The organism is Nocardia sp. NRRL WC-3656, assembly GCF_000720265.1.
GTDB classification, from domain to species: domain Bacteria; phylum Actinomycetota; class Actinomycetes; order Mycobacteriales; family Mycobacteriaceae; genus Nocardia; species Nocardia nova.
Genome location: NZ_JOJF01000025.1, coordinates 89,744 through 109,057 on the forward strand (window position 1 = coordinate 89,744; position 19,314 = coordinate 109,057).

Below are 19,314 nucleotides of genomic sequence, written 5' to 3' on the forward strand. Positions count from 1 at the left end.
GCCCGAACTCGTCCGCACGGGGCCGGAAACCCGGCCGAGTTCGTTGTGGCATCGGGCGATGGGAGCGGTAACCGATCGGCTGGTCGCCCAGCGGCGCGCCACGGTGGACTCGGTGGTCGAGGCACCGGCCCCGCTGAAGCCGATCGATCTCACCGACGACGCCGCCGTAACCGAGGTGCTCGACCTGGCCGAGCGAGTCGGCGAGGTGGTGCTCGCGTCGGGCACCGCCGTGACCGACACCAGCACACAGGTCGAATTCATCGCCGCGACATACGGTTTGGCGCAGTGCGATATCGATGTGACCTACAACTCGATTCGCATCTCCGCCGATCGGGGTCCGTCGCTGCCACCCGCCAGCACCATGCGGGTGGTGCAGTACCGCTCGCTGGACTTCACTCGCCTGTCGGCCGTCGACCGCCTCACCCGGCGGATCCGCCGCGAGGTGGTGCCGCCTCAGGAGGCGCACGCCGCCCTCGACGCGATCACCGCCGCCCCGCACCCCTACAACCGGTGGGTTGCCACCTTCGGCTGGTCGTTGCTCGCCGCGTCCATCGCGCTGTTGCTGGGTGGTGGCGTCTTGGTCGCGGCCGTGAGTTTCGCCACGACGTTGCTGATCGACCGATGCAACCGCGAGCTGAACAAGCGCGGCCTGCCCTTCTTCTTCCAGAACATGATGGGCGGCATCATCGCGACCCTGCCCGCGATACTGCTGCAGACCTTCGCCGAGGGGTTGGAGACCAATCCCAGCGTGATCGTCGCGGCCGGGATCACCGTGCTGCTCAGTGGTTTACAGCTGGTCGGTGCGGTCGAGGACGCGATCACCGGCGCACCGATCACGGCCGCCGCCCGCATGCTGGAAGTGCTGGTCATGACCGGTGCGATCATCGGCGGGGTCGGTTTGGCGCTGCGCGGAGCGCAAGCCTTCGGCGCCCAGGTGCCGCCGATCGACATGTCGCCGTCCTACGACATCACCAATCTGCCGTTGAAGATCACCGCCGGTGCGGTGGCGGCGGCGGCGTTCGCGCTCGCCTGTTATGCCGAGCGCCGGGCCCTCGCCGTCGCCGCCATCAGCGGTGCGGGGATCACCGTGTGCTACCTGTTCGTGCAGCACGCCGGTTTCGGGCCGGTGATCGCGGCCGCGGTCTCGGCGACCGCGATCGGTCTCGCCGGTGGTCTGCTGGCCCGCCGCGCGGTGACGCCCCCGCTGGTCGTCGCCATCGCGGGCATCACTCCGCTGCTTCCCGGTCTCAAGGTCTATCGCGGCCTGTTCGCCCTGATCAACGACAATCTGCTGGTCGGGCTGAATCAGATGTTCGCCGCGCTGGTGGTCGGCTGTGCCCTCGGCGGCGGTATCACGCTCGGCGAGTGGTTCGCCCGGTGGCTGCGCCGGCCGCGGATCCTGCGGCGGGTCACCGGGGTGCGCCCCGACGACTTCACCTGAGACCGCCGGGTTCGCGGCCCGGGATGCCTCAGGCCGCGAACCCGATGGAGCGGGCCAGATCGGCCAGCGTCGCATCGAACAGCGCATCCGGATTGCCGACCGGCATCGGGTAGTTGCCGAAGACCTCGAGGGTGACATGCCCGTACAGCCGGGCCCAGAACTGGATCATCAGATAGGTGACACCCAGGTCCAGCTTCTCGGCCGGGAATTTCTGCCCCGATTCGGCGAGCACGGTGAGCAGTTCGGTCTGGAATCCGATGAGGTCTTCGCGCAGCGCGTGCGGGATCACATCGGTCGGCGGGGTGACGATGTCGTAGGTGGTCAGCAGCCGGCCCGCGGCCTCCAGGAAGATGCGGCCGAACGGTTCGTCGAATTGCCGCATGGCGCTGGCCGAACCCCCGGCCGGCGAGGCGAAGACGAGCGTGAACTCGTGGGCATGCGCCAGGGCCCACTGCCGGAAACCCTTGCAGATGGCGAACAGCTGGACCATGCCGTCCTCGGGCAGCTCGGCCACCTGTTCGGCGAGCTCCTGGGCCAGGTCGGCGCAGATATCGCTGCGCAGCGCACCCACCAGGTCGTCGCGGGAGGCGTAGTACCGATACAACGCGGGTGCGGTGATACCCAGCTCACGCGCGATGGCGCGCAGGGTCACCGCCTCGGGTCCCTGCTCCACCAGGAGCGTGCGGGCCACGCGCCGGATGTCGGCGTCGCTGACCGCGGGCATCCGGCCCCGTCGTGCGGCTGTCATGCGTCGTCCTTCGTCGCATGCGCACCGGCCCCGACGTCACGGGTACGTCGAGGCCGGTACGCACACTGTGTCCTGGGCCGCCGGAGACCGGGGACGCCGAGGGCGCTGCCCCGGCGGCCGCGGCGCTCACTCGTAGGCGACCTGCCAGCTCTTGATTCCGTTCAACCAGCCCGAGCGTAGCCGGACCGGCTCGGAAACCTCACGCAGGTTGGGCATCACGTCGGCGATGGCGTTGAAGATCAGATCCAGCTGCAGCCGGGCCAGGTTGGCGCCGACGCAGTAGTGGGTGCCGGTGCCACCGAAACCCACGTGCGGGTTCGGGTTTCGCATGATGTCGAAGTCGAACGGCTTGTCGAAACGTTCCTCGTCGAAGTTCGCCGAGGAGTAGAACAGGCCGACCCGCTGGCCCTTCTTGATGGCCTGACCGCCGATTTCGGTGTCCGACAACGCGGTTCGCTGGAACGCGATGACCGGGGTCGCCCAGCGCACGATCTCGTCGGGCGCGGTGCGCGGCCGCTCGGCCTTGTAGAGCTCCCACTGCGCCGGATTGTCCACGAAGGCCTTCATGCCGTGGGTGGTGGCGTTGCGGGTGGTCTCGTTACCGGCCACGGCCAGCAGGATGACGAACCACGCAAACTCCTCCGAGCCCAGCGCCTCACCCTCGATATCGGCGTTGAGCAGCTGGGAGACGATGTCGTCGGCCGGGCATTTGCGCTTCTCCTCGGCGAGGTTCCACGCGTAGCCCATGACCTGGGCGTTGGCCATCTTGTAGCTGTCGGCGTACTCGGGGTCGTCGTAGCCCATCATCTGGTTGGACCACTCGAACAGCTTGCCGCGATCCTCCTGCGGCACGCCGAGCAGTTCGGCGATGGCCTGCAGCGGCAGCTCACAGGCCACCTGCTGGACGAAGTCGCCGCCGCCGGTCTTCTTCGCCTCGTGCACGATCCGCTCGGCCCGCTCGCGCAGCGCGGCCCGCAGGCTCTCCACCGCACGCGGGGTGAAGCCGCGCGAGATGATCCGGCGCAGCTTGTCGTGCGCCGGCGGATCGGTGTTGACCAGCATGGCTCGCTGGATCTCGATCTCCTCGCGGGTGATCTCGCCGTTGAAGCGGATCACCGCGGTGTTCTCCTGGGTGGAGAAGACTTCGGAGTTCTTCGAGATCTCCTTGATGTCGTCGAGCCGGCTCACCACCCAGTAGCCTCCGTCGTCGAATCCACTCACTCCGTTGGGCTGGTCGACCCACCACACCGGGGCGGTGCGGCGCAGTTCGGCCCATTCGGCCACGGGCAGGCGCTGCGACAGCAGATCGGGGTCGGTGAAATCGAAATCGTGACTGATGGACGGCAGAGACGGCGCGGACACGGTACCTCCTTTGGAACACGTTCCTATGGAGTGAACCACACCACACCCGTTTTGTGAACACCTATTAGTAAATCATGTTCACGCGCTTGTTCCGGCGCGCGAGCAAACGGCCGGCACTGGCCCCGACCAGCGCGGACAGCGCACGGGCCGGCCCGACACGAGATCGAGACCGGCCCGGACAAGCGCTCAGTCCAGCTGCAGTTGCGGAGAATACAGCTCCAGCCAGGTGTGCAGATCGATGATGCGGTCCAGTCCGGCGCGCACGTAGCTGTCGATGCCGGACGGGTCGTGGGCAACCGCTCGCTGCAGCCACTGCCGGTCGATGAGCTCGAACAGTGGTGAATCGTCCTCGGCGAGAACGTGTTTCGCTTGCTGCTGCAGCACCGCCGCATAGCCCGGATCCTGCGTCGACGGGTACGGGCTCTTGACCCGCCGCACCACCGATTCCGGCAGCACATGCTCGGCCGCATGCCGCAGCAGGCTCTTCTCCCGGCCGTCGAACGTCTTCAGCGACCACGGGGTGTTGTAGACGTACTCGACCAGGCGGTGGTCGCAGAACGGCACCCGCACCTCGAGGCCCACCGCCATCGACGCGCGGTCCTTACGGTCGAGCAACGTGCGCACGAACCGGGTCAGGTGCAGGTGGCAAACAGTCCGCATCCGGTGTTCGACCTCGGATTCGCCGTCGAGGTGCTCCACTTCGGCCACCGCCGCGCTGTACTGGTCGGCGACGAACTCCTCGAGCCGCAGCCGCTCACGCAGCGCCGGGTTCAGGATCTGCCAGCGTGCGTCGCCGGTCAGGGCGGTGTTGAACGCCAGCCACGGAAAGGTGTCCTCCTTCAGCGCCACCTCGTCGTGGAACCAGCGGTACCCGCCGAACACCTCGTCGGCCGACTCTCCCGACAGCGCCACGGTCGACTGCTGCCGGATGGCCGCGAACAGCAGATACAGCGAGGTGTCCATATCACCCAGACCGGCGGGAATGTCGCGAGCGGTGACGACCGCGCGCCGGGCCGCCGGATCGGCCAGATCGGCCGGATTCAGCACCACGTCACGATGGGCCGAGCGCACCAGCGCGGCCACCTCCCGCACGAACGGCGAATCCGGGGTGTCGCGCATCTCGTCGGGGACGAAGTTCTGCTCCTGGTTGGCGAAATCCACCGAGAAGGTGCGCAACTGCTCGCCGTCGCGGGCGAGCCGGGCCGCGGCCAGGCCGGTGATCGCGCTCGAGTCAAGTCCGCCCGAGAGCAGCACGCAGCGCGGCACATCGGAGATGAGCTGGCGATCGACGATGTCGGTCAGCAGCTCACGCACCTGGGCGACGGTCCGTTCCTGGCTGTCGGTGTGCTCGACGGCATGCAGCCGCCAGTAGGTGCGAGTGCGAATTCCGTTGCGGTCCACCGTGATCAACGTGCCCGGCAGCACCTCTTCCATCCCCTTCCACAGCGACCAGCCGGGCTGTTTGGTCATGGCGAACAGCTCGCGCAGGCCGTCCAGGTCGACGGTCGCGGCCGCCAGCGGGTTGGCGAGGATGGCCTTCGGCTCGGAACCGAACAGCACACCGTCGGGGGTCGGGTAGTAGTAGAACGGTTTGATCCCCATCCGGTCGCGCACCATCACCAGCTTCTGGTCGCGCTCGTCCCAGATCGCGAAGGCGTACATGCCGTTGAGGTGGTCGACGACGGACTCACCCCATTGCAGATAGCCGTGCAACACCACCTCGGTGTCGCTGTCGGTGTCGAAGCGGTGCCCGAGTCCGCGCAGCTCCTCGCGCAGTTCACGGAAGTTGTATGCCTCCCCCGAGTACACCATCGCGACGTCGCCGGCCGGGGTCGGCACGGTCATCGGCTGCGTCCCGCCCGGCAGGTCGATGATGGCCAGTCGCCGGTGCCCCAGTGCCGCGTGTGTACGAACGAAGGTGCCCCGCCCGTCCGGCCCGCGACAGGCCATGGTTTCGGTCATCGCATCGACAACCCCCTGCTGCCGGGTGAGGTCGTCCGAGAACGCCACCCAGCCCGCGATTCCGCACATTCCGCCGCCTCTCAATAATTAATTAGCTTAGGGAACTATCCGTAAAACCGTTGTAACACAAGGAGTCTCGCGCGCGCCACCATGCGCCCGACTTGTCCGAGCTTGTCCGAACTCGTCGTTTTCGCCCGAAAAGTTCTGTTCGCCCGCGGCGAGCGAACGCCCGGAAATCACCGGTTACGCCGCACCGGAGTGCCCCGATCGAACGCGCCACCACCCCTATCGTCACCCCGCCCCTGCTTCCGCTACCGGCCGGGTTGCCCTCCAGTAGCCCAACGGGAAAAGGAGAGCCGAGGGTTCACCGTCTCGACGTCGGCGACCGCCATCACCGAATTCAGGGCAAGGAAGTCGAAATGCTCTGTCGACGAGGCGATTACGACGTCGGCACCGGCCGCTCGAACCTGGTCGGCGAGCGGTATCCGACTCGCTTCCGGCACCCACACCAGCCGATAGCCCAGCCGCTCCGCGAGCCGCCGCACCTGAGCGATATCCCAGTCGAGACATGGCGACTCCGGATGCAGCCAGCCCAGCGCGACCGGGCGCGCATCCCTCACGACCGCCGATCCCGGCGACGCACCTCGCCACGCAGCGGAAGGCGCACCAGCGCGATAGTCAACACGAGCAATCCCACGGTGAGCAGGAACAAAACCCACATCGCACACACCCCTCGCTGTTCGGTTCGGAATCCCCCGGCGCCCGGAACCGAAGCTCCCGGCGCCGGAACTACGGACAGATTCGCGCGGACCACCGCCGCCGGGCGACGACGAAAACGGCGTCAATCAGCCCACAAACGGGGCGACATTCAGGCGTCATTGCTCTACGGTGGGCGCATGAGAACGCCGAACGTCGCGTTGCGCGCCGCCCGCACGGCGCGGCTGCTGAGCCAAGATGATCTCGCCCGCATGCTGCGCGAGGCCGGATGCGCCAGTGCGACGAAACGACTCGTGCAGCGATGGGAATCCGGCGCGACCGCCAATCCCCGCCCGTCGCATGCGCGGGCGTTGGAACAGGTGATGCGCCTGCCCATCGAAAGCCTCGGATTCGGCGCCGTGATGGCCGGACGCAGCCTGTCCGGCGACGACACGGCCGGCCACGAAGTCCACTCAGCCATCGGTGACGTCCCCCGGGAACGCCATCCCGGCCAGTCCGCACCGCAGCCCAATTCCGGCACGTACTCCGGAATCTGGTTGTCCCGCTACGAGTTCTACTCCTCCGGCCGCGAACAGACCTTTACGTCCTCGCATTACGTGGTCGTGCTCCAGCACGAGCAGCGGCTCACCGTACGCAACCTGCCGAAGTCGGCGGCGGGCACACTCGAACTCGACCTCACCCTCGACGGGCATATCGCGACGGGCACCTGGTCGGAAACCACGGCCCCCAGCGGCTACTACAAAGGCGCGCGGTATTTCGGGGCGATCCAACTGCTGTCCGAACTGACGGCGACCCGGCTAGCAGGCAAATGGGTGGGGTTCGGCAAGAACTTCGACGTGAACGTGGGCCCGTGGGAGCTGGTCCTGCAAGACCGATCGACATCGAAAGCCACGATCGAGAAGTTCGACCGCCCGCCCCAAAGCGATTGACCTACAAGGGTTCTGCCGCGCCACCAGCATCGCATGTTCGCCATGCTCGAGCGGGAAGACCGCGCCCACGAACGATCCACGTCCGAGGCCGGGACCGCCCGCAGACCCGCAGGGAACACGGTCGGGGGCGGTTGTGCTGAACTTTTCGTGCAAACCTCCACCAGACTGCGAGAAAACTCGCAAAGTCGGCGAGGTTTGCACGATTTGTACACCCCGTCCGCCGCCGGCGACGAAACGGCAGTTCATCGACATCCACCGGTCGCCGCGTACACGGCCGCGCGTGGGTTTCTCGTCCGAAAGTTTGATTCCGTCGCGCTTGTCGACCGGTATCGTCGGAGGCGAAGTTAGGTTACCCATACTTGTCGCCCCACGAAGCGAGGAAATCTCCGATCATGCCGGACGCCACCTCCACCGAGCAGCCCGTGCCGTTCTCCGCGCAGATCCGCTCCGCCACCGCCGAACAGCACGAACGCGCCGAGAACTCCACCTTCATGAGCGACATGCTGGGCGGCGCCCTGGACGTCCGGGCGTTCTATCGCTACACCGGCCAGCTCTGGCACATCTACCGGGCGCTCGAGGCGCACTGGGACACCCTCGCCGACGATCCGGTCGCCGGTCCGTTCATCCGGCCCGAACTCGCGCGCCTGGCGCATCTCGAGGACGATCTGGCGCATCTGGGCGGCCCGCAGTGGCGCGACGACATCGACGCGCTGCCCGCCACCGCCGAGTACGCCGCCCGCATCACCGAGTGCGCGCTGACCTGGCCCGCGGGCTATGTGGCCCACCACTACACCCGCTATCTGGGTGATCTGTCCGGCGGTCAGGTCATTCGGGGCACCGCGGCGAAGCTGTGGCAGCTGCCCAAGCGTGGCGACGGCGTGAGCTTCTATGTGTTCGATCAGATCGCGAACCCGGCCGCTTTCAAGCGCGGCTACCGCACCCTGCTCGACGAACTGGCCGTCGACGATCTGGAGAAGCAGCGAGTACTCGGCGAGTGCCGGCGCGCCTTCGATCTCAACAGTGCCGTATTCGCGGATCTGGCAAGCGAATTCCCGGTCCGCCGCGAAGGCTGAACCGCCTTCCGACACTCTTGGACAATCGACCGGAAGGTTGCCGACTAGTAGCCAGATGCGTCTCCGAGTTACATCAAAATCGTTGTTACACATACCGATCGGCGCTCCCACGTGGTGACCAGTCCCACACCGCAGGGGGCGCCGTTTGGTTGCGGGCGCAACTCGCCGCCAGCTAAAGTTACTCACCAGTTAGGCACGCAGGGGTTCCTACAGCGACCTCGATTCTGATAGAGGCCGATTCGTTCAGTCCGCATCCACCGACGCATGTCGGACGAACAACGTTGTGCGACAACATGTTCGACATGCAAGGAGGGGTTATGGCCACCTATATCGTGACCGGTGGAACGGGTTTTCTGGGACGTCGCGTGGTGGAGGGACTGCTCACCTCCGATACCGACGCCGTGGTGCACGTGCTCGTGCGTGAGGCCTCCGCGGCCAAACTGGCCGAACTCGCGACCCGGTGGAATGCCACAGACCGAGTGTTTCCGCTGATCGGAGACCTGACGGCGGAGGGGCTGGGGCTGGTGGACGAACCGCCGGCCGCACAGCACGTGGTGCATCTGGGCGCGGTATACGACATGACCGCCGATGAGGAATCCGCCTACGCGGCGAATGTGAACGGCACCCGCGCGATGATCGCGCTCGCCACCGAACTGGGTGCGATGCTGCACCACGTGTCGTCGGTGGCGGTGGCCGGTGACCATCGCGGCAAATTCTTCGAAGACGATTTCGACCTCGGCCAGAATCTCGAATCTCCTTACCACCGAACGAAATTCGCCGCCGAGCGACTGGTCCGCGAAAGCGCGGGGCTGCGCTGGCGGGTGTATCGCCCGGCCATCGTGGTCGGCGATTCGCGCACCGGCGAGATGGACAAGATCGACGGTCCGTACTACTTCTTCCCCGCGATCGCGCGGCTGGCCGCGCTGCCGGGCGGGCTGCCGCTCCCGCTGCCGGATCTGGGCGCCACCAATATCGTCCCGGTCGACTACGTCGCCCAGGCGATGGTCGAGCTCATCGGCCGCCCGGGGCTGAACAAGCGCACCTTCCACCTGGTCAACCCGCGTCCGCAGCCGTTCACCGAGATCTACGGCGCGCTCTCGCGAGCAGCCGGCGCACCCGGTGGCATGGGCCCGGTGCCGGGCAGCCATACAGCGCTGGCAACGCTGAACCGGCTGCCCGGTATCACCGCGGCGCGGGATTTCCTGTTGAGCCAGTTCGGCATTCCCGCCGAGGTCGCCCCGCATACGTCGTTCGCGTCGGAATTCGTCTCCGATTCCACCCGGGCGCTGCTGCGCCGCACCGATCTCGAGGTCCCCGCCTTCGACACGTACGCCGAGAATCTGTGGCGGTACTGGTGCGCCCACCTGGATCCCGACCGGGCGCGCCGCCACGGCGGCGGCGACCGGCTGCGCGACCGCATCGTGCTCATCACCGGCGCCTCCTCCGGGATCGGCCTGGCGACCGCGCACGCGGTGGCGCAACGCGGTGCGACGGTGCTGATGGTGGCGCGCGGGGTCGACGAGCTCGAGGCGGCGGCCGCCCAGGTGCGCGAGCAGGGCGGCGACGCCTACAGCTATTCGTGCGACATCACCGACGAGAAGGCGGTCGAACTGCTGGTCAAGCAGGTGCTCGCCGACCATCACCATGTCGACTACGTGGTGAACAACGCCGGACGTTCGATCCGCCGCTCGGTGCTGAACTCCACCGACCGCATGCACGACTTCGAGCGGACGATGGCCGTCAACTACTTCGGCGCGGTGCGGCTGATCCTGGCTCTGCTGCCGGCCATGCGGGAGCGCCGATTCGGCCACGTCGTCAACATCTCCTCGATCGCGGTGCAGACCAAACTGCCGCGCTTCGCCGCTTACGTGGCGAGCAAATCGGCACTGGACACCTTCAGCGAGATCGCGGCGGTCGAGAACGCCGACGCCGGCATCACCTTCACCTCGGTGCGGATGCCGCTGGTGCGCACGCCGATGATCGCGCCGACCGAGATGTACCGGTCACTGCCGGTGCACAGCCCTGAACAGGCGGCGGCGATCGTGGTGCGCGCACTCGAGGAGCGGCCCACGCGCATCGACACTCCGATCGGCACCTTCGCCCAGGTGATCGACACGGTGATGCCCTCGATGAAGAAGGCCATTCTGCACCAAGGTTTCCGGCGGACGGGCGAATCCACCGCGGCCAAGCACGGCCGCGCCGCCGCCGATACGGGCGAGACCGGCGGCCGCAGTCCGCTGCTGGCGCTCGCGCCGGTGGTGCAGCCGCTGATGGGTTTGCCCACCCCCGCGGCTCGTATCGTCAACCGGCTGCCCGGCCTGAACTGGTGATCCGCACCTACCACCGGACCTGGTGTCCGGTGGTAGGTTTCGCCGGTGAAACGCAGGCTTCTGCTCGGCGGCGCGATCGTCGTCGTCCTCGCGGCAGTGCTGTCGATCGGCACCTACGTCCTGATGAATTCGAGGACCTTCCAGGTCGCCGGCCGCTTGGTACACCGCGTCGACACCAGCGAAAAGGTCGTCGCGCTGACCATCGACGACGGCCCCACCGACCGCACCCCCGCGATTCTGGAAACCCTTGCCGCCGAACATGTTCCGGCCACCTTCTACCTCGTCGGCCGCGACTTGGCGGCCCATCGTGACTACGGGGCGCAGATCGCGGCGGCCGGGCACGAGCTCGGTAACCACAGCTACACCCATCGGCGGCTGGTCTTCGTCACCCCGGCCACGGTCCGCGACGAGGTCGAGCGCACCGACGCCGAAATCGAGCACACGGGATACCACGGCCCGGTGACCTTCCGCCCGCCCTACGGAAAGAAGCTGGTCGCACTCCCCTGGTATCTGTCGCACCACGACCGCACCACCGTGATGTGGGATGTCGAATCCGATTCCGCCGGTGGCGTGAGCACAGATGCCATAGTCTCGGAGACGGTGAACCGCGCCCGGCCGGGGTCGATCATTCTGTTGCATGCGATGTACCAGCCGGCCGCGGCGGCAGCGATTCCGCGCATCGTCGCGGAACTCCGTTCGCGCGGTTACGGTTTCGTGACCGTCTCGCAACTGATCGCTGGCACGAAACCCACCGGAATGTGACCGAACTCCCCGGCCGTTTCGGCCAAAACTAGAACGTGTTCTAATAGTCTGTAGGTATGGAGCGACTGACCGGGCTGGATGCCAGCTTTCTGTATTTGGAGACCGACACCCAACTGCTGCACGTGTGCGCGCTGCTGATTCTCGACCCGCCCGCCGACGGGAACGACTACGAATTCACCGCGCTGAAGGAGGAGCTGGGCCGCCGGCTGCACCTGATCCCCTCCATGCGCCGCCGCGTCCATCGGGTCCCGTTCGACCTCGACCACCCGGTCTGGGTCACCGATAACGACTTCGACCTCGACCGGCACGTCCGCCGCCTCGGGCTGCCCTCCCCCGGCGGACCGAAGGAACTGGCCGAACTCGTCGGCGACATCGCCGCGCAACCGATGGACCGCGCCCGGCCGCTGTGGGAGATGTGGGTGATCGAGGGCCTGGCCGACGGCAAGGTCGCCGTCGTGTCGAAATACCACCACGCCGCGGTCGACGGTGTCACCGGCGCCAACATGATGGCGTATCTGTGCGATGCCGAACCGGGTGTGCACTACCCCGATCCGCCGGCCGAGACCGACACGAAGTCCGACGAGCCCAACGATCTCGCCCTCGCCGCCGAGGGGCTGGTGCGGATGCCGGCGAAACTCGGCGTGGTCGGCATGGTGCCGAAGACACTGGGCAAACTGGGCGGGATGGTGCAGCGCAGGCGTGCCGACAAACAGGGCATGGCGCTGCCGTTCACCGCGCCGCGCACGCCGTTCAACCGCACTATCACCCGCCATCGCAGCGTCGCCTTCACCACGACCCCGCTCGCCGATATCAAGGAGATCCGGGCGGCGTTCGGCGTGAAGATCAACGATGTCGTCCTCACCGTCATCGCGGGGGCGCTCCGGCAATATCTGAGCGAACACGACGAACTGCCGGACACCTCGCTGATCGCCTCGGTGCCCGTCTCCACTCACGAGACGACGCGGCACGAACGCGGTGTCAACAAGGTGTCGACGCTGTTCGCTCAGCTCTACACCGATGTCGAGGATCCGGTGGAACGGCTGCGGCTCATCGCGGAGGCCAACGTCGGCGCCAAGGAGGAACACGAAGTCCTGGGCGCGGACTTCCTGCAGGATTGGGCCGAATACGCGCCGCCGAACACCTTCCGGATCGCGGTGCGCGCCTATTCGTCGTTCAAACTCGCCGAACGGCATCCGGTGGTGCACAACCTGGTGATCTCCAATGTGCCCGGACCGCAGCAGCCGCTGTACTTCCTCGGCTACCGCATCGACGCGCTGTTCCCGTTCGGCCCGGTCTTCCACGGCGCCGGCCTCAACGTCACGGTGCTGTCGGCCAACGGCGATCTCGATTTCGGCTTCATCGCCTGCCGTGAACTGGTTCCTGATCCGGACCGGATGGCCGATGCCGTGCACGACAGCATCTCCGCGCTACTGAAGGCGGCTCAGACCCAGCGCTGAGCGCCTCAGCTCTCCCGCCGAGCGGCCACCGCCGCGCAGGCCTCGAGGAGCACAGGGACAAAGGCGTCCGCCTCGAGTACACATGCCGCATGTCCGGCCGATACGAGGAAAATCTCCGCACCGGCGATCATTGTCGCCATCTCCAGCTGCCGATAGACCGGCAGCGCGCGGTCGTGTGTCGTGATCACCACGCCCGTGGGCACCCGCAGGCTAGACAGCCACGGCGAGGAATCGAAGCGCCCCAATTCGGCGATCGCCTGAGTCATCGCCCACCCGCTGGTTGTGCGCAGCTCCGCCAGCGCCCAGCGATCCATTCGACCTGTCTCCCAGGATATTTCGGGCATATGCGGCAGTTTGGTCGCCGCCTCCGCCACTCGGCGACCCGCCGTCTCGGTCATCACCCCGGCGAGCAGCGCCATCCCGCCGTGGAACAGCCGTTCCCGCCATTTCTCCCGGAAACGGTAGGTCGTCGCGCACAGCACCAGGCCGCCGACGAGGTCCGGGCGCCGGCGCGCGACCGATTGGGCGACGATGCCGCCCATGGAGTACCCCGCCAGGATCGGCCGGTCCACGCCGGCCACCTCCGCGACCGCGACGACGTCATCGGCCAGATCGTCGAGATCGAAACGCGGCGAACGGATTCCGTGCCCGTGCCAGCGCTGGTCGAACAGCACCACCCGATAGTGCTCGGACAACTCCGCCAGGGCCGGGAACCAGTTCAGCATCGCCGTGGTCACCAGACCGTGCAACAGGATCACCGTCGGTGCGCCCTCGGGCCCCGGGATATCGACCAGATAGGTCCGCCCGCGCCCGGGCAGATCCACCATTCGCCCCGCGGGCACCGCGGTCGTGCCCGATACGCGGGTACCGAAGCGCCCGCCGGCCGCCCCGCGACCACTGCCCGCCGTCTGCCGCTCCGCCGCCATCGCAACCTCCTGCACCGCCGGCCCGGTCATGAATTAGAACACGTTCCAATTCGATGGTACCGGGTGCGGTCAACGGGCCCCGGGCAACAGCACAGCCGCCCCGGCGAATCGGCCGTGTGCCAGGTCGGCCAGGGCCCGGTCGGCGGATTCGAGCGGATAGGGGTTGAGGCGAACCTGCATCCGGTGCTGTGCGCAGAACTCCAGGAATTCGCGTCCGTCCGCACGGGTGTTGGCCGTGACCGAACGGATCTCGCGCTCCTGGAACAGATGGCGCTGATAATTCAGCGCCGGGATATCCGTGAGGTGGATGCCCGCGATCGACAGCACACCACCGCGGTCCAGTCCCTCCAACGCGGGCAGCACCAGGTCCCCGACCGGCGCGAACAGGATCGCCGAATCCAGCGGCACCGGCGGCGGGTCGGCCGCGCCCTGCGCCGAGGCCGCGCCCAGTGCCAGGGCCAACTCCCGCGCGGCGGCGTCGCGGGTCATCACGTGCACCTCGGCACCTCGAGCCAGGGCGACCTGGGCGGCCAGATGCGCGCTGCCGCCGAAACCGTAGATGCCGAGCCGTCCCCCCGGCGGCAGCGAGGCCCGTCGCAGCGCCCGGTAGCCGATGATGCCCGCGCAGAGCAAAGGGGCCAATTCCGCGTCGGCATACCCGGAAGGCAGCGGATACACGTAATCGGCAGGCGCCGTGGCATATTCGGCGTAACCACCGTCGGCGTCCCATCCGGTGTAGCGCGAATTCGGGCACAGATTCTCCGCGCCGCGGCGGCAGTACGCGCACACCCCGCACGTGCTGCGCAACCACGCGATACCGACCCGGTCACCGGGCGCGACGGCCGTCGCTCCGGCACCCGCAGCCACCACCTCCCCCACGACCTCGTGACCGGGCACCACCCGCTGCCGGTGCACAGGCAGATCACCCTCGGCGACATGCAGATCGGTCCGGCACACGCCGCAGGCCAGCACTCGCACCAGCACCTCGCCCGCGGCTGGCTCGGGAATCGGGATCCGGGCGCGGACCGGCGGGGATTCGTCGATCGGACCGGGCCGCACCACCTGCCAGGCGGCCATCGTCGCAGGGTTCATCGCACTCCTTCCGACACCGGAACGCCCGCGCCACGGCGGGAAGATCGATGGTAGTCGTGCGCGCGGACGAACCCGGCACATCCGGCCGCGGAGGCGGTCACGAGCACCGGAACGCGGCGTTGATAGCGTCGCCGAGTGCCCCCGCCGTCGACCGCCTTCACGCTGCCCATCGGGCGGGTGCACGCGATCGTCGACCTGGCGCGCCGGCGCGGCTGGGACACCGGGGAACTGCTCGCCGAAGCCGGCATCGCGCCGCAACTGCTGAACCAGGGACGCGCCCGCGTCACCGTCGGGCAAGCCGTGCATCTGGTGCAGCAACTGTGGCGCAGCACCGACGACGAACTACTCGGATTGGGCCGTCACCCGATGCCGCGCGGCACCTTCCGGCTGGTGTGCTTCGCCCTGCTCGGTTCCCGCGATCTCGCCACCGCACTGCACCGGTTCCGGATGTTCCAGAAGGCCCTGCCGGGATTTCCGCCGCTACAGCTGAGCACCGACGCCCGCGAGGCGCGAATCGCGTTCGACCTCAGCGATATCCGCCATCCGCACAGCCTGATCATCGACACCATGCTGATGGTCGTCTACCGCTTCCTGGACTGGTCGGTGGGCGGCTCGCTGCGACTGCTGCGCGTCGAAGTCCCCTATCCGCCCAACGATCTCGACGACTACGACCTGATCTTCGATGCGCCCGTGCGCTTTTCGGCGCCACATCCGGCCCTGGTATTCGATGCCGCCCTGCTCACCGCACCACTCGTGCGCGACGAGGACGATCTGCTGCGCTTCCTGCGCAACGCCCCCGAGGCCGTGATCGGCCGCGGCGACGATTCGGTGTCCACCGCGGCGCAGGTGCGCCGGATCCTGGAGCGCGGCGGACCACGGCACTGGCCCGGTGTCGAACAGATCGCCGGCGAACTGTCCGTCAGCCCCGCGACACTGCGGCGCAAATTGAGCGAGGAACATACCTCGCCCAGCCGCATCCGCGAACAGATTCTGCGCGATGCCGCGATCGCGGCGCTGGTGCGCGGCGAGACGGTGACAGCGATATCGCGCCGGCTCGGCTTCTCCGAACCCAGCGCCTTCTCCCGCGCGTTCCGGCGCTGGACCGGCAGCTCCCCCGGTTCCTATCGCGGTCCCGCCGCCGCGCCCTGAGCGATCCGGTCACAAGATCGAGCGCTGCGGTCATTGGCTGCCGCGCGGCGCGCTCCTACCTTGGCGAACGAACACTGTATTCGACCAGAGGAGTTTCCCCGTGCCGGTGCATCGGTCCCCGTGGATGGACGAAGATCTCGACGCGCTCACCGATTTGGCGCGCCGCTTCTTCGAGAAGGAGTGCGCACCGAACGAGGATCGCTGGGGCCGCCAGCACCACGTCGACCGCGAAATCTGGAACCGCGCAGGCGAATTGGGGCTGCTGTGCATCTCCATCCCCGAGGAGTACGGCGGTGGCGGCGGCACCTTCGCCCACGAGGCCGTGATCGCGATCGAGCAGACCCGCGCCATGGCGCCCAGCCTCGGCAACCCGGTGCATTCCACGATCGTCGCGCACTACATCAACGCCTACGGCACCGAGGAACAGAAGCAGGCATGGCTGCCGAAGATGGCCTCCGGCGAGATCGTCGCCGCCATCGCCATGACCGAACCCGGCACCGGTTCCGACCTGCAGGGCATCCGCACCCGCGCGGTCGCCGACGGTGACCACTACGTCATCGACGGCGCCAAGACCTTCATCTCCAACGGCCTGCTCGCCGATCTGGTGATCGTCGCCGCCAAGACATCCGAAGGCAAAGGCGCGGAATCGGTTTCGCTGATCGCCGTCGAGACCGACCGAGACGGCTTCCGGCGCGGCCGCAACCTCGAGAAGGTGGGCCAGCACGGCCAGGACACCTGCGAACTGTTCTTCGACGCCGTGCGCGTCCCGAAGACCAACCTCCTCGGCGCCACCGAGGGCACCGGCTTCATCCAGCTCATGCAGCAACTACCGCAGGAGCGTCTGATCCTGGCGGTCGCCGCCGCGGCAGCGATCGAGAAGACCGTCGAGATGACCGTCTCCTACACCAAGGAACGCCAGGCCTTCGGCAAACCCATCTTCAACTTCCAGAACACCCAATTCACCCTCGCCGAATGCGACACCATCGCCTCGGTCGCCTGGGCCTTCCTCGACGACTGCGTCGCCAAGCACCTCCGCGCCGAGCTCGACATCCCCACCGCCGCCAAAGCGAAATGGTGGCTGACAGAACAACAATGCCGCGTCGCCGACGAATGCCTCCAGCTGTTCGGCGGGTACGGGTACATGGCGGAATACCCGATTTCAAGGGTGTTCACGGATGCTCGGATCCAGAAGATCTATGGCGGGACGAACGAGATTATGAAGCTGATTATCGGGCGAAGTTTGTAGATCGGCTGGTGAGAGGCGGTTTTCGCGGTCAGGATGCGGCGTCGCTGCCGTCTTCCTCCCGTCTCTCACCGGAATCGCCGTCGGAATCTCGGCTGCCCGCGGGGGTTACCGCTATTCGTATGGAAGAAGGTCGTCGATCGCGGGTACTGGGCTCAGAGCACGGTCTTCATCTGTCGGGAAATCAGATCCGTCGTCCAGCGCGGCGAAAGCCGTACCAGCCTGTCCAGGAGGTTGGCGTCCCGGCCGACCACGACGCGGAACTTCCCCTTCTCCATGCCGCCGACGATGCGCCGGGCGGTGTGCTCGGGAGTCGTGGCCGGCACCTTACGGTTACCCGGGTCGATCATCGCGACTCCCGAATTACGGCTGAGGTCGGTGCTGATGTTGCCCGGGAAGACGGTGGTGACAGCGACGTCCGTGTCGGCGAGCTCTTGGTACAGCCCTTCGCTGAATTGTTTGACCGCACCCTTCGTTGCGCTGTAAATCGTCTGCCCCGCGAAGGGCAGCAGGCCTGCCAAACTCGCCACGTTGACGAGTCCGGCCTGAGGCCGCTGCCGCAACTCGGGTAGAAACGCCAGGCACATGTTCACCGTGCCCCAGAAATTGACCTGTATGACGCGCTCGATCTCGCTGCGTTCCAGGGCAAAGACCGGAACGAACCGGTGGATCACACCCGCGACGTTGATCAGCCCGTCGACCTGCCCGTGCTCGGCGATGACAGCCGCCGGCAGCGCGTTCACCGCCGCCACGTCGGTGACATCGGCGATGTGCACCGAGATCCGATCGGCGTGGTCCGCGGCGAGCGCTCGGGTCTGCTGTAGCCAGTCACCGTTCAGATCGACCAGAGCGACCCTGGCTCCGCGTTCGAGCAGCCGCAGTACGACCTGCCGCCCGATCCCGTTGCCGGCCCCGGTGACCGCAACAACTTTTCCACCTAGCTGCATACATCCTCACTTCTTGCCGAATCCTTTTTCGCCGGTCTCGCACCTGCCGCGGTCGTCGGTTGCGCAACGCGCCGTCATTCGATCCAGCGGCTCAGTTTGTCGACTACACATGCCGGCTTTGCTGATCCTTCGATTTCCACAGTCACTCGGATAGTGGCCTGCACCCCTCCTGGCACGTCGGTGCACGCCAGGATTTCGCCGCTACCACGCACGCGCGACCCCGCCGGCACCGGAGCCGGGAACCGGACGCGGTCGGCACCGTAGTTCACCCCCATGGAGACGTTCCGAACGTTGATCAGTTGCGGCAGAAAGAGATTGCACAGCGCCAGCGTGAGATATCCATGCGCGATCGTCGACCCGAACGGTGAGCTCTTCGCGCGTTCGACGTCGACGTGAATCCATTGGTGATCGCCCGTAACATCGGCGAAGCCGTCGATCCGTTGCTGGTCGATCAGGACCCAATTCGTAGGCCCGAGCACAGCGCCGACTGCACCGCGCAGACCTTCCAGGCCGTCGACCACCAACGGTCCCGCATCTGGATTTTCTGGTGCCATTGCGGGGGCGGAAATCTTCTGAACGATACTCATCGGCAATCTCCTTCGTTGTTCGTCATTCGACCGGGAGGTGGTCGGCGGGCGCTGATCGAGCAACCCGTCATAGCTCGGGGTTGCGGACGGCTACTCCCATAACACGTTCAGGCACAGCGAGATCCAGCCCGCAAGTCTCTCGGCTGGCGCAGCAGGTGCGCGAGCGGAGTCCGACTCCGTCCGGTGTGAGTGTCAGGCGAGAAGAGCGGACTCTCGGCAACGCCCATCCGGAAGGTCGCCAGCAGCGCAGTTTCGGCGGCATCCGGCGGTAATGCGATCACGGCTGGGAGGCGGGGACGTCGAGCGGCGCATCGGCCGGATACTCGTGGGGCGCCATCGCATAGGTTTCGGTGAGCAGCGCGATGAATGCCGGGGCGGTGATCGGGTCCGTCGGTTCGCTGCAGGCGATCCCACGGGTACGCAGATCGGCAAGCAGCATGTCGAAAACGGTCTCTAGGGGGTGCTGCTGTGTCGACGTGCCCATCGGATTTCCTTCCATCTGTCGCTGCGCATCGCCCGGCGCGGCAGGGCGAATCAAATGTCGGGCCCGCAAGGTGTCCGCGCCGCCTTCGGCCGGCTCCGCTGCGCT

16 protein-coding genes and 1 pseudogene are annotated in these 19,314 nt (G+C 67.0%); 8 read left to right on the forward strand and 9 right to left on the reverse strand.

The features are described from left to right. Positions 1-58 precede the first annotated feature (58 nt). Positions 59-1,441 (forward strand): threonine/serine exporter ThrE family protein, encoded by a 1,383-nt coding sequence (locus IG65_RS0126800; RefSeq protein WP_030517732.1) that lies wholly within the window; start codon positions 59-61, stop codon positions 1,439-1,441. A gap of 28 nt (positions 1,442-1,469) precedes the next feature. Here IG65_RS0126800 and IG65_RS0126805 read toward each other — a convergent pair whose 3' ends face one another. From IG65_RS0126805 to IG65_RS0126820, 4 genes are all read right to left on the reverse strand, one after another. Further along, entirely contained in the window at positions 1,470-2,189 is a 720-nt protein-coding gene (locus IG65_RS0126805) for a TetR/AcrR family transcriptional regulator (RefSeq protein WP_030517733.1), read from the reverse strand. A 126-nt stretch (positions 2,190-2,315) separates the two neighbouring features. Then, positions 2,316-3,551: a cytochrome P450 gene (locus IG65_RS0126810; protein ID WP_030517734.1), complete on the reverse strand. Its 1,236-nt coding sequence runs from the start codon at positions 3,549-3,551 to the stop codon at positions 2,316-2,318. 186 nt (positions 3,552-3,737) lie between these two features. Further along, positions 3,738-5,582 carry an asparagine synthase (glutamine-hydrolyzing) gene (asnB, locus tag IG65_RS0126815; protein ID WP_030517735.1) on the reverse strand — a complete coding sequence of 615 codons (1,845 nt, stop codon included), beginning with the start codon at positions 5,580-5,582 and terminating at the stop codon, positions 3,738-3,740. A 242-nt stretch (positions 5,583-5,824) separates the two neighbouring features. After that, complete coding sequence (locus tag IG65_RS0126820) at positions 5,825-6,133, reverse strand: hypothetical protein (protein ID WP_030517736.1); 309 nt, start codon at positions 6,131-6,133, stop codon at positions 5,825-5,827. 276 nt (positions 6,134-6,409) lie between these two features. On the opposite strand from IG65_RS0126820, the gene IG65_RS0126830 reads away from it, so the two are divergent. The 5 genes from IG65_RS0126830 (at position 6,410) to IG65_RS0126850 (ending at position 12,781) form a co-directional block, all read left to right on the forward strand. Beyond that, positions 6,410-7,159, forward strand: a complete 750-nt coding sequence (locus tag IG65_RS0126830; protein ID WP_030517737.1) for a helix-turn-helix transcriptional regulator — start codon at positions 6,410-6,412, stop codon at positions 7,157-7,159. A 392-nt stretch (positions 7,160-7,551) separates the two neighbouring features. Next, positions 7,552-8,232, forward strand: coding sequence for a heme oxygenase (biliverdin-producing) (locus IG65_RS0126835; RefSeq protein WP_030517738.1), 681 nt, complete (start codon positions 7,552-7,554; stop codon positions 8,230-8,232). 317 nt (positions 8,233-8,549) lie between these two features. Then, positions 8,550-10,562: an SDR family oxidoreductase gene (locus tag IG65_RS0126840; protein WP_030517739.1), complete on the forward strand. Its 2,013-nt coding sequence runs from the start codon at positions 8,550-8,552 to the stop codon at positions 10,560-10,562. A 45-nt stretch (positions 10,563-10,607) separates the two neighbouring features. After that, positions 10,608-11,324 carry a polysaccharide deacetylase family protein gene (locus IG65_RS0126845; protein ID WP_030517740.1) on the forward strand — a complete coding sequence of 239 codons (717 nt, stop codon included), beginning with the start codon at positions 10,608-10,610 and terminating at the stop codon, positions 11,322-11,324. Between the two features lie 56 nt (positions 11,325-11,380). After that, positions 11,381-12,781, forward strand: coding sequence for a wax ester/triacylglycerol synthase family O-acyltransferase (locus IG65_RS0126850; protein ID WP_030517741.1), 1,401 nt, complete (start codon positions 11,381-11,383; stop codon positions 12,779-12,781). A gap of 5 nt (positions 12,782-12,786) precedes the next feature. Here the strand turns inward: IG65_RS0126850 and IG65_RS0126855 are convergent, their stop codons facing one another. Continuing rightward, positions 12,787-13,707 (reverse strand): alpha/beta fold hydrolase, encoded by a 921-nt coding sequence (locus IG65_RS0126855; protein WP_081879784.1) that lies wholly within the window; start codon positions 13,705-13,707, stop codon positions 12,787-12,789. A 69-nt stretch (positions 13,708-13,776) separates the two neighbouring features. After that, positions 13,777-14,784: a zinc-binding alcohol dehydrogenase family protein gene (locus IG65_RS0126860; protein ID WP_030517743.1), complete on the reverse strand. Its 1,008-nt coding sequence runs from the start codon at positions 14,782-14,784 to the stop codon at positions 13,777-13,779. A 150-nt stretch (positions 14,785-14,934) separates the two neighbouring features. On the opposite strand from IG65_RS0126860, the gene IG65_RS0126865 reads away from it, so the two are divergent. Both IG65_RS0126865 and IG65_RS0126870 read left to right on the forward strand, forming a co-directional pair. Further along, positions 14,935-15,948 (forward strand): AraC family transcriptional regulator, encoded by a 1,014-nt coding sequence (locus IG65_RS0126865; protein WP_036525778.1) that lies wholly within the window; start codon positions 14,935-14,937, stop codon positions 15,946-15,948. Positions 15,949-16,072: 124 nt separating this feature from the next. Continuing rightward, the gene (locus IG65_RS0126870) at positions 16,073-17,194 is read left to right on the forward strand and encodes an acyl-CoA dehydrogenase family protein (protein WP_030517745.1); all 1,122 of its coding nucleotides are present in this window, start codon (positions 16,073-16,075) and stop codon (positions 17,192-17,194) included. A gap of 152 nt (positions 17,195-17,346) precedes the next feature. Here IG65_RS0126870 and IG65_RS0126875 read toward each other — a convergent pair whose 3' ends face one another. The 3 genes and pseudogenes from IG65_RS0126875 to IG65_RS38660 form a co-directional block, all read right to left on the reverse strand. Then, the gene (locus IG65_RS0126875) at positions 17,347-18,138 is read right to left on the reverse strand and encodes an SDR family oxidoreductase (protein WP_030517746.1); all 792 of its coding nucleotides are present in this window, start codon (positions 18,136-18,138) and stop codon (positions 17,347-17,349) included. A 74-nt stretch (positions 18,139-18,212) separates the two neighbouring features. Then, positions 18,213-18,692: a MaoC family dehydratase gene (locus IG65_RS0126880; RefSeq protein ID WP_036525812.1), complete on the reverse strand. Its 480-nt coding sequence runs from the start codon at positions 18,690-18,692 to the stop codon at positions 18,213-18,215. Between the two features lie 310 nt (positions 18,693-19,002). Further along, positions 19,003-19,314 (reverse strand): annotated as a pseudogene (locus IG65_RS38660) (hypothetical protein); the annotation flags it as partial.

Coding starts and splice junctions, on each gene's coding strand:
- IG65_RS0126800 (WP_030517732.1), top strand. CDS start 59: ATGGGAGCGGTAACCGATCGGCTGGTCGCCCAGCGGCGCGCCACGGTG.
- IG65_RS0126805 (WP_030517733.1), bottom strand. CDS start 2,189: ATGACAGCCGCACGACGGGGCCGGATGCCCGCGGTCAGCGACGCCGAC.
- asnB (WP_030517735.1), bottom strand. CDS start 5,582: ATGTGCGGAATCGCGGGCTGGGTGGCGTTCTCGGACGACCTCACCCGG.
- IG65_RS0126830 (WP_030517737.1), top strand. CDS start 6,410: ATGAGAACGCCGAACGTCGCGTTGCGCGCCGCCCGCACGGCGCGGCTG.
- IG65_RS0126835 (WP_030517738.1), top strand. CDS start 7,552: ATGCCGGACGCCACCTCCACCGAGCAGCCCGTGCCGTTCTCCGCGCAG.
- IG65_RS0126840 (WP_030517739.1), top strand. CDS start 8,550: ATGGCCACCTATATCGTGACCGGTGGAACGGGTTTTCTGGGACGTCGC.
- IG65_RS0126850 (WP_030517741.1), top strand. CDS start 11,381: ATGGAGCGACTGACCGGGCTGGATGCCAGCTTTCTGTATTTGGAGACC.
- IG65_RS0126855 (WP_081879784.1), bottom strand. CDS start 13,707: ATGGCGGCGGAGCGGCAGACGGCGGGCAGTGGTCGCGGGGCGGCCGGC.
- IG65_RS0126860 (WP_030517743.1), bottom strand. CDS start 14,784: ATGGCCGCCTGGCAGGTGGTGCGGCCCGGTCCGATCGACGAATCCCCG.
- IG65_RS0126870 (WP_030517745.1), top strand. CDS start 16,073: ATGGACGAAGATCTCGACGCGCTCACCGATTTGGCGCGCCGCTTCTTC.
- IG65_RS0126875 (WP_030517746.1), bottom strand. CDS start 18,138: ATGCAGCTAGGTGGAAAAGTTGTTGCGGTCACCGGGGCCGGCAACGGG.
- IG65_RS0126880 (WP_036525812.1), bottom strand. CDS start 18,692: ATGGCACCAGAAAATCCAGATGCGGGACCGTTGGTGGTCGACGGCCTG.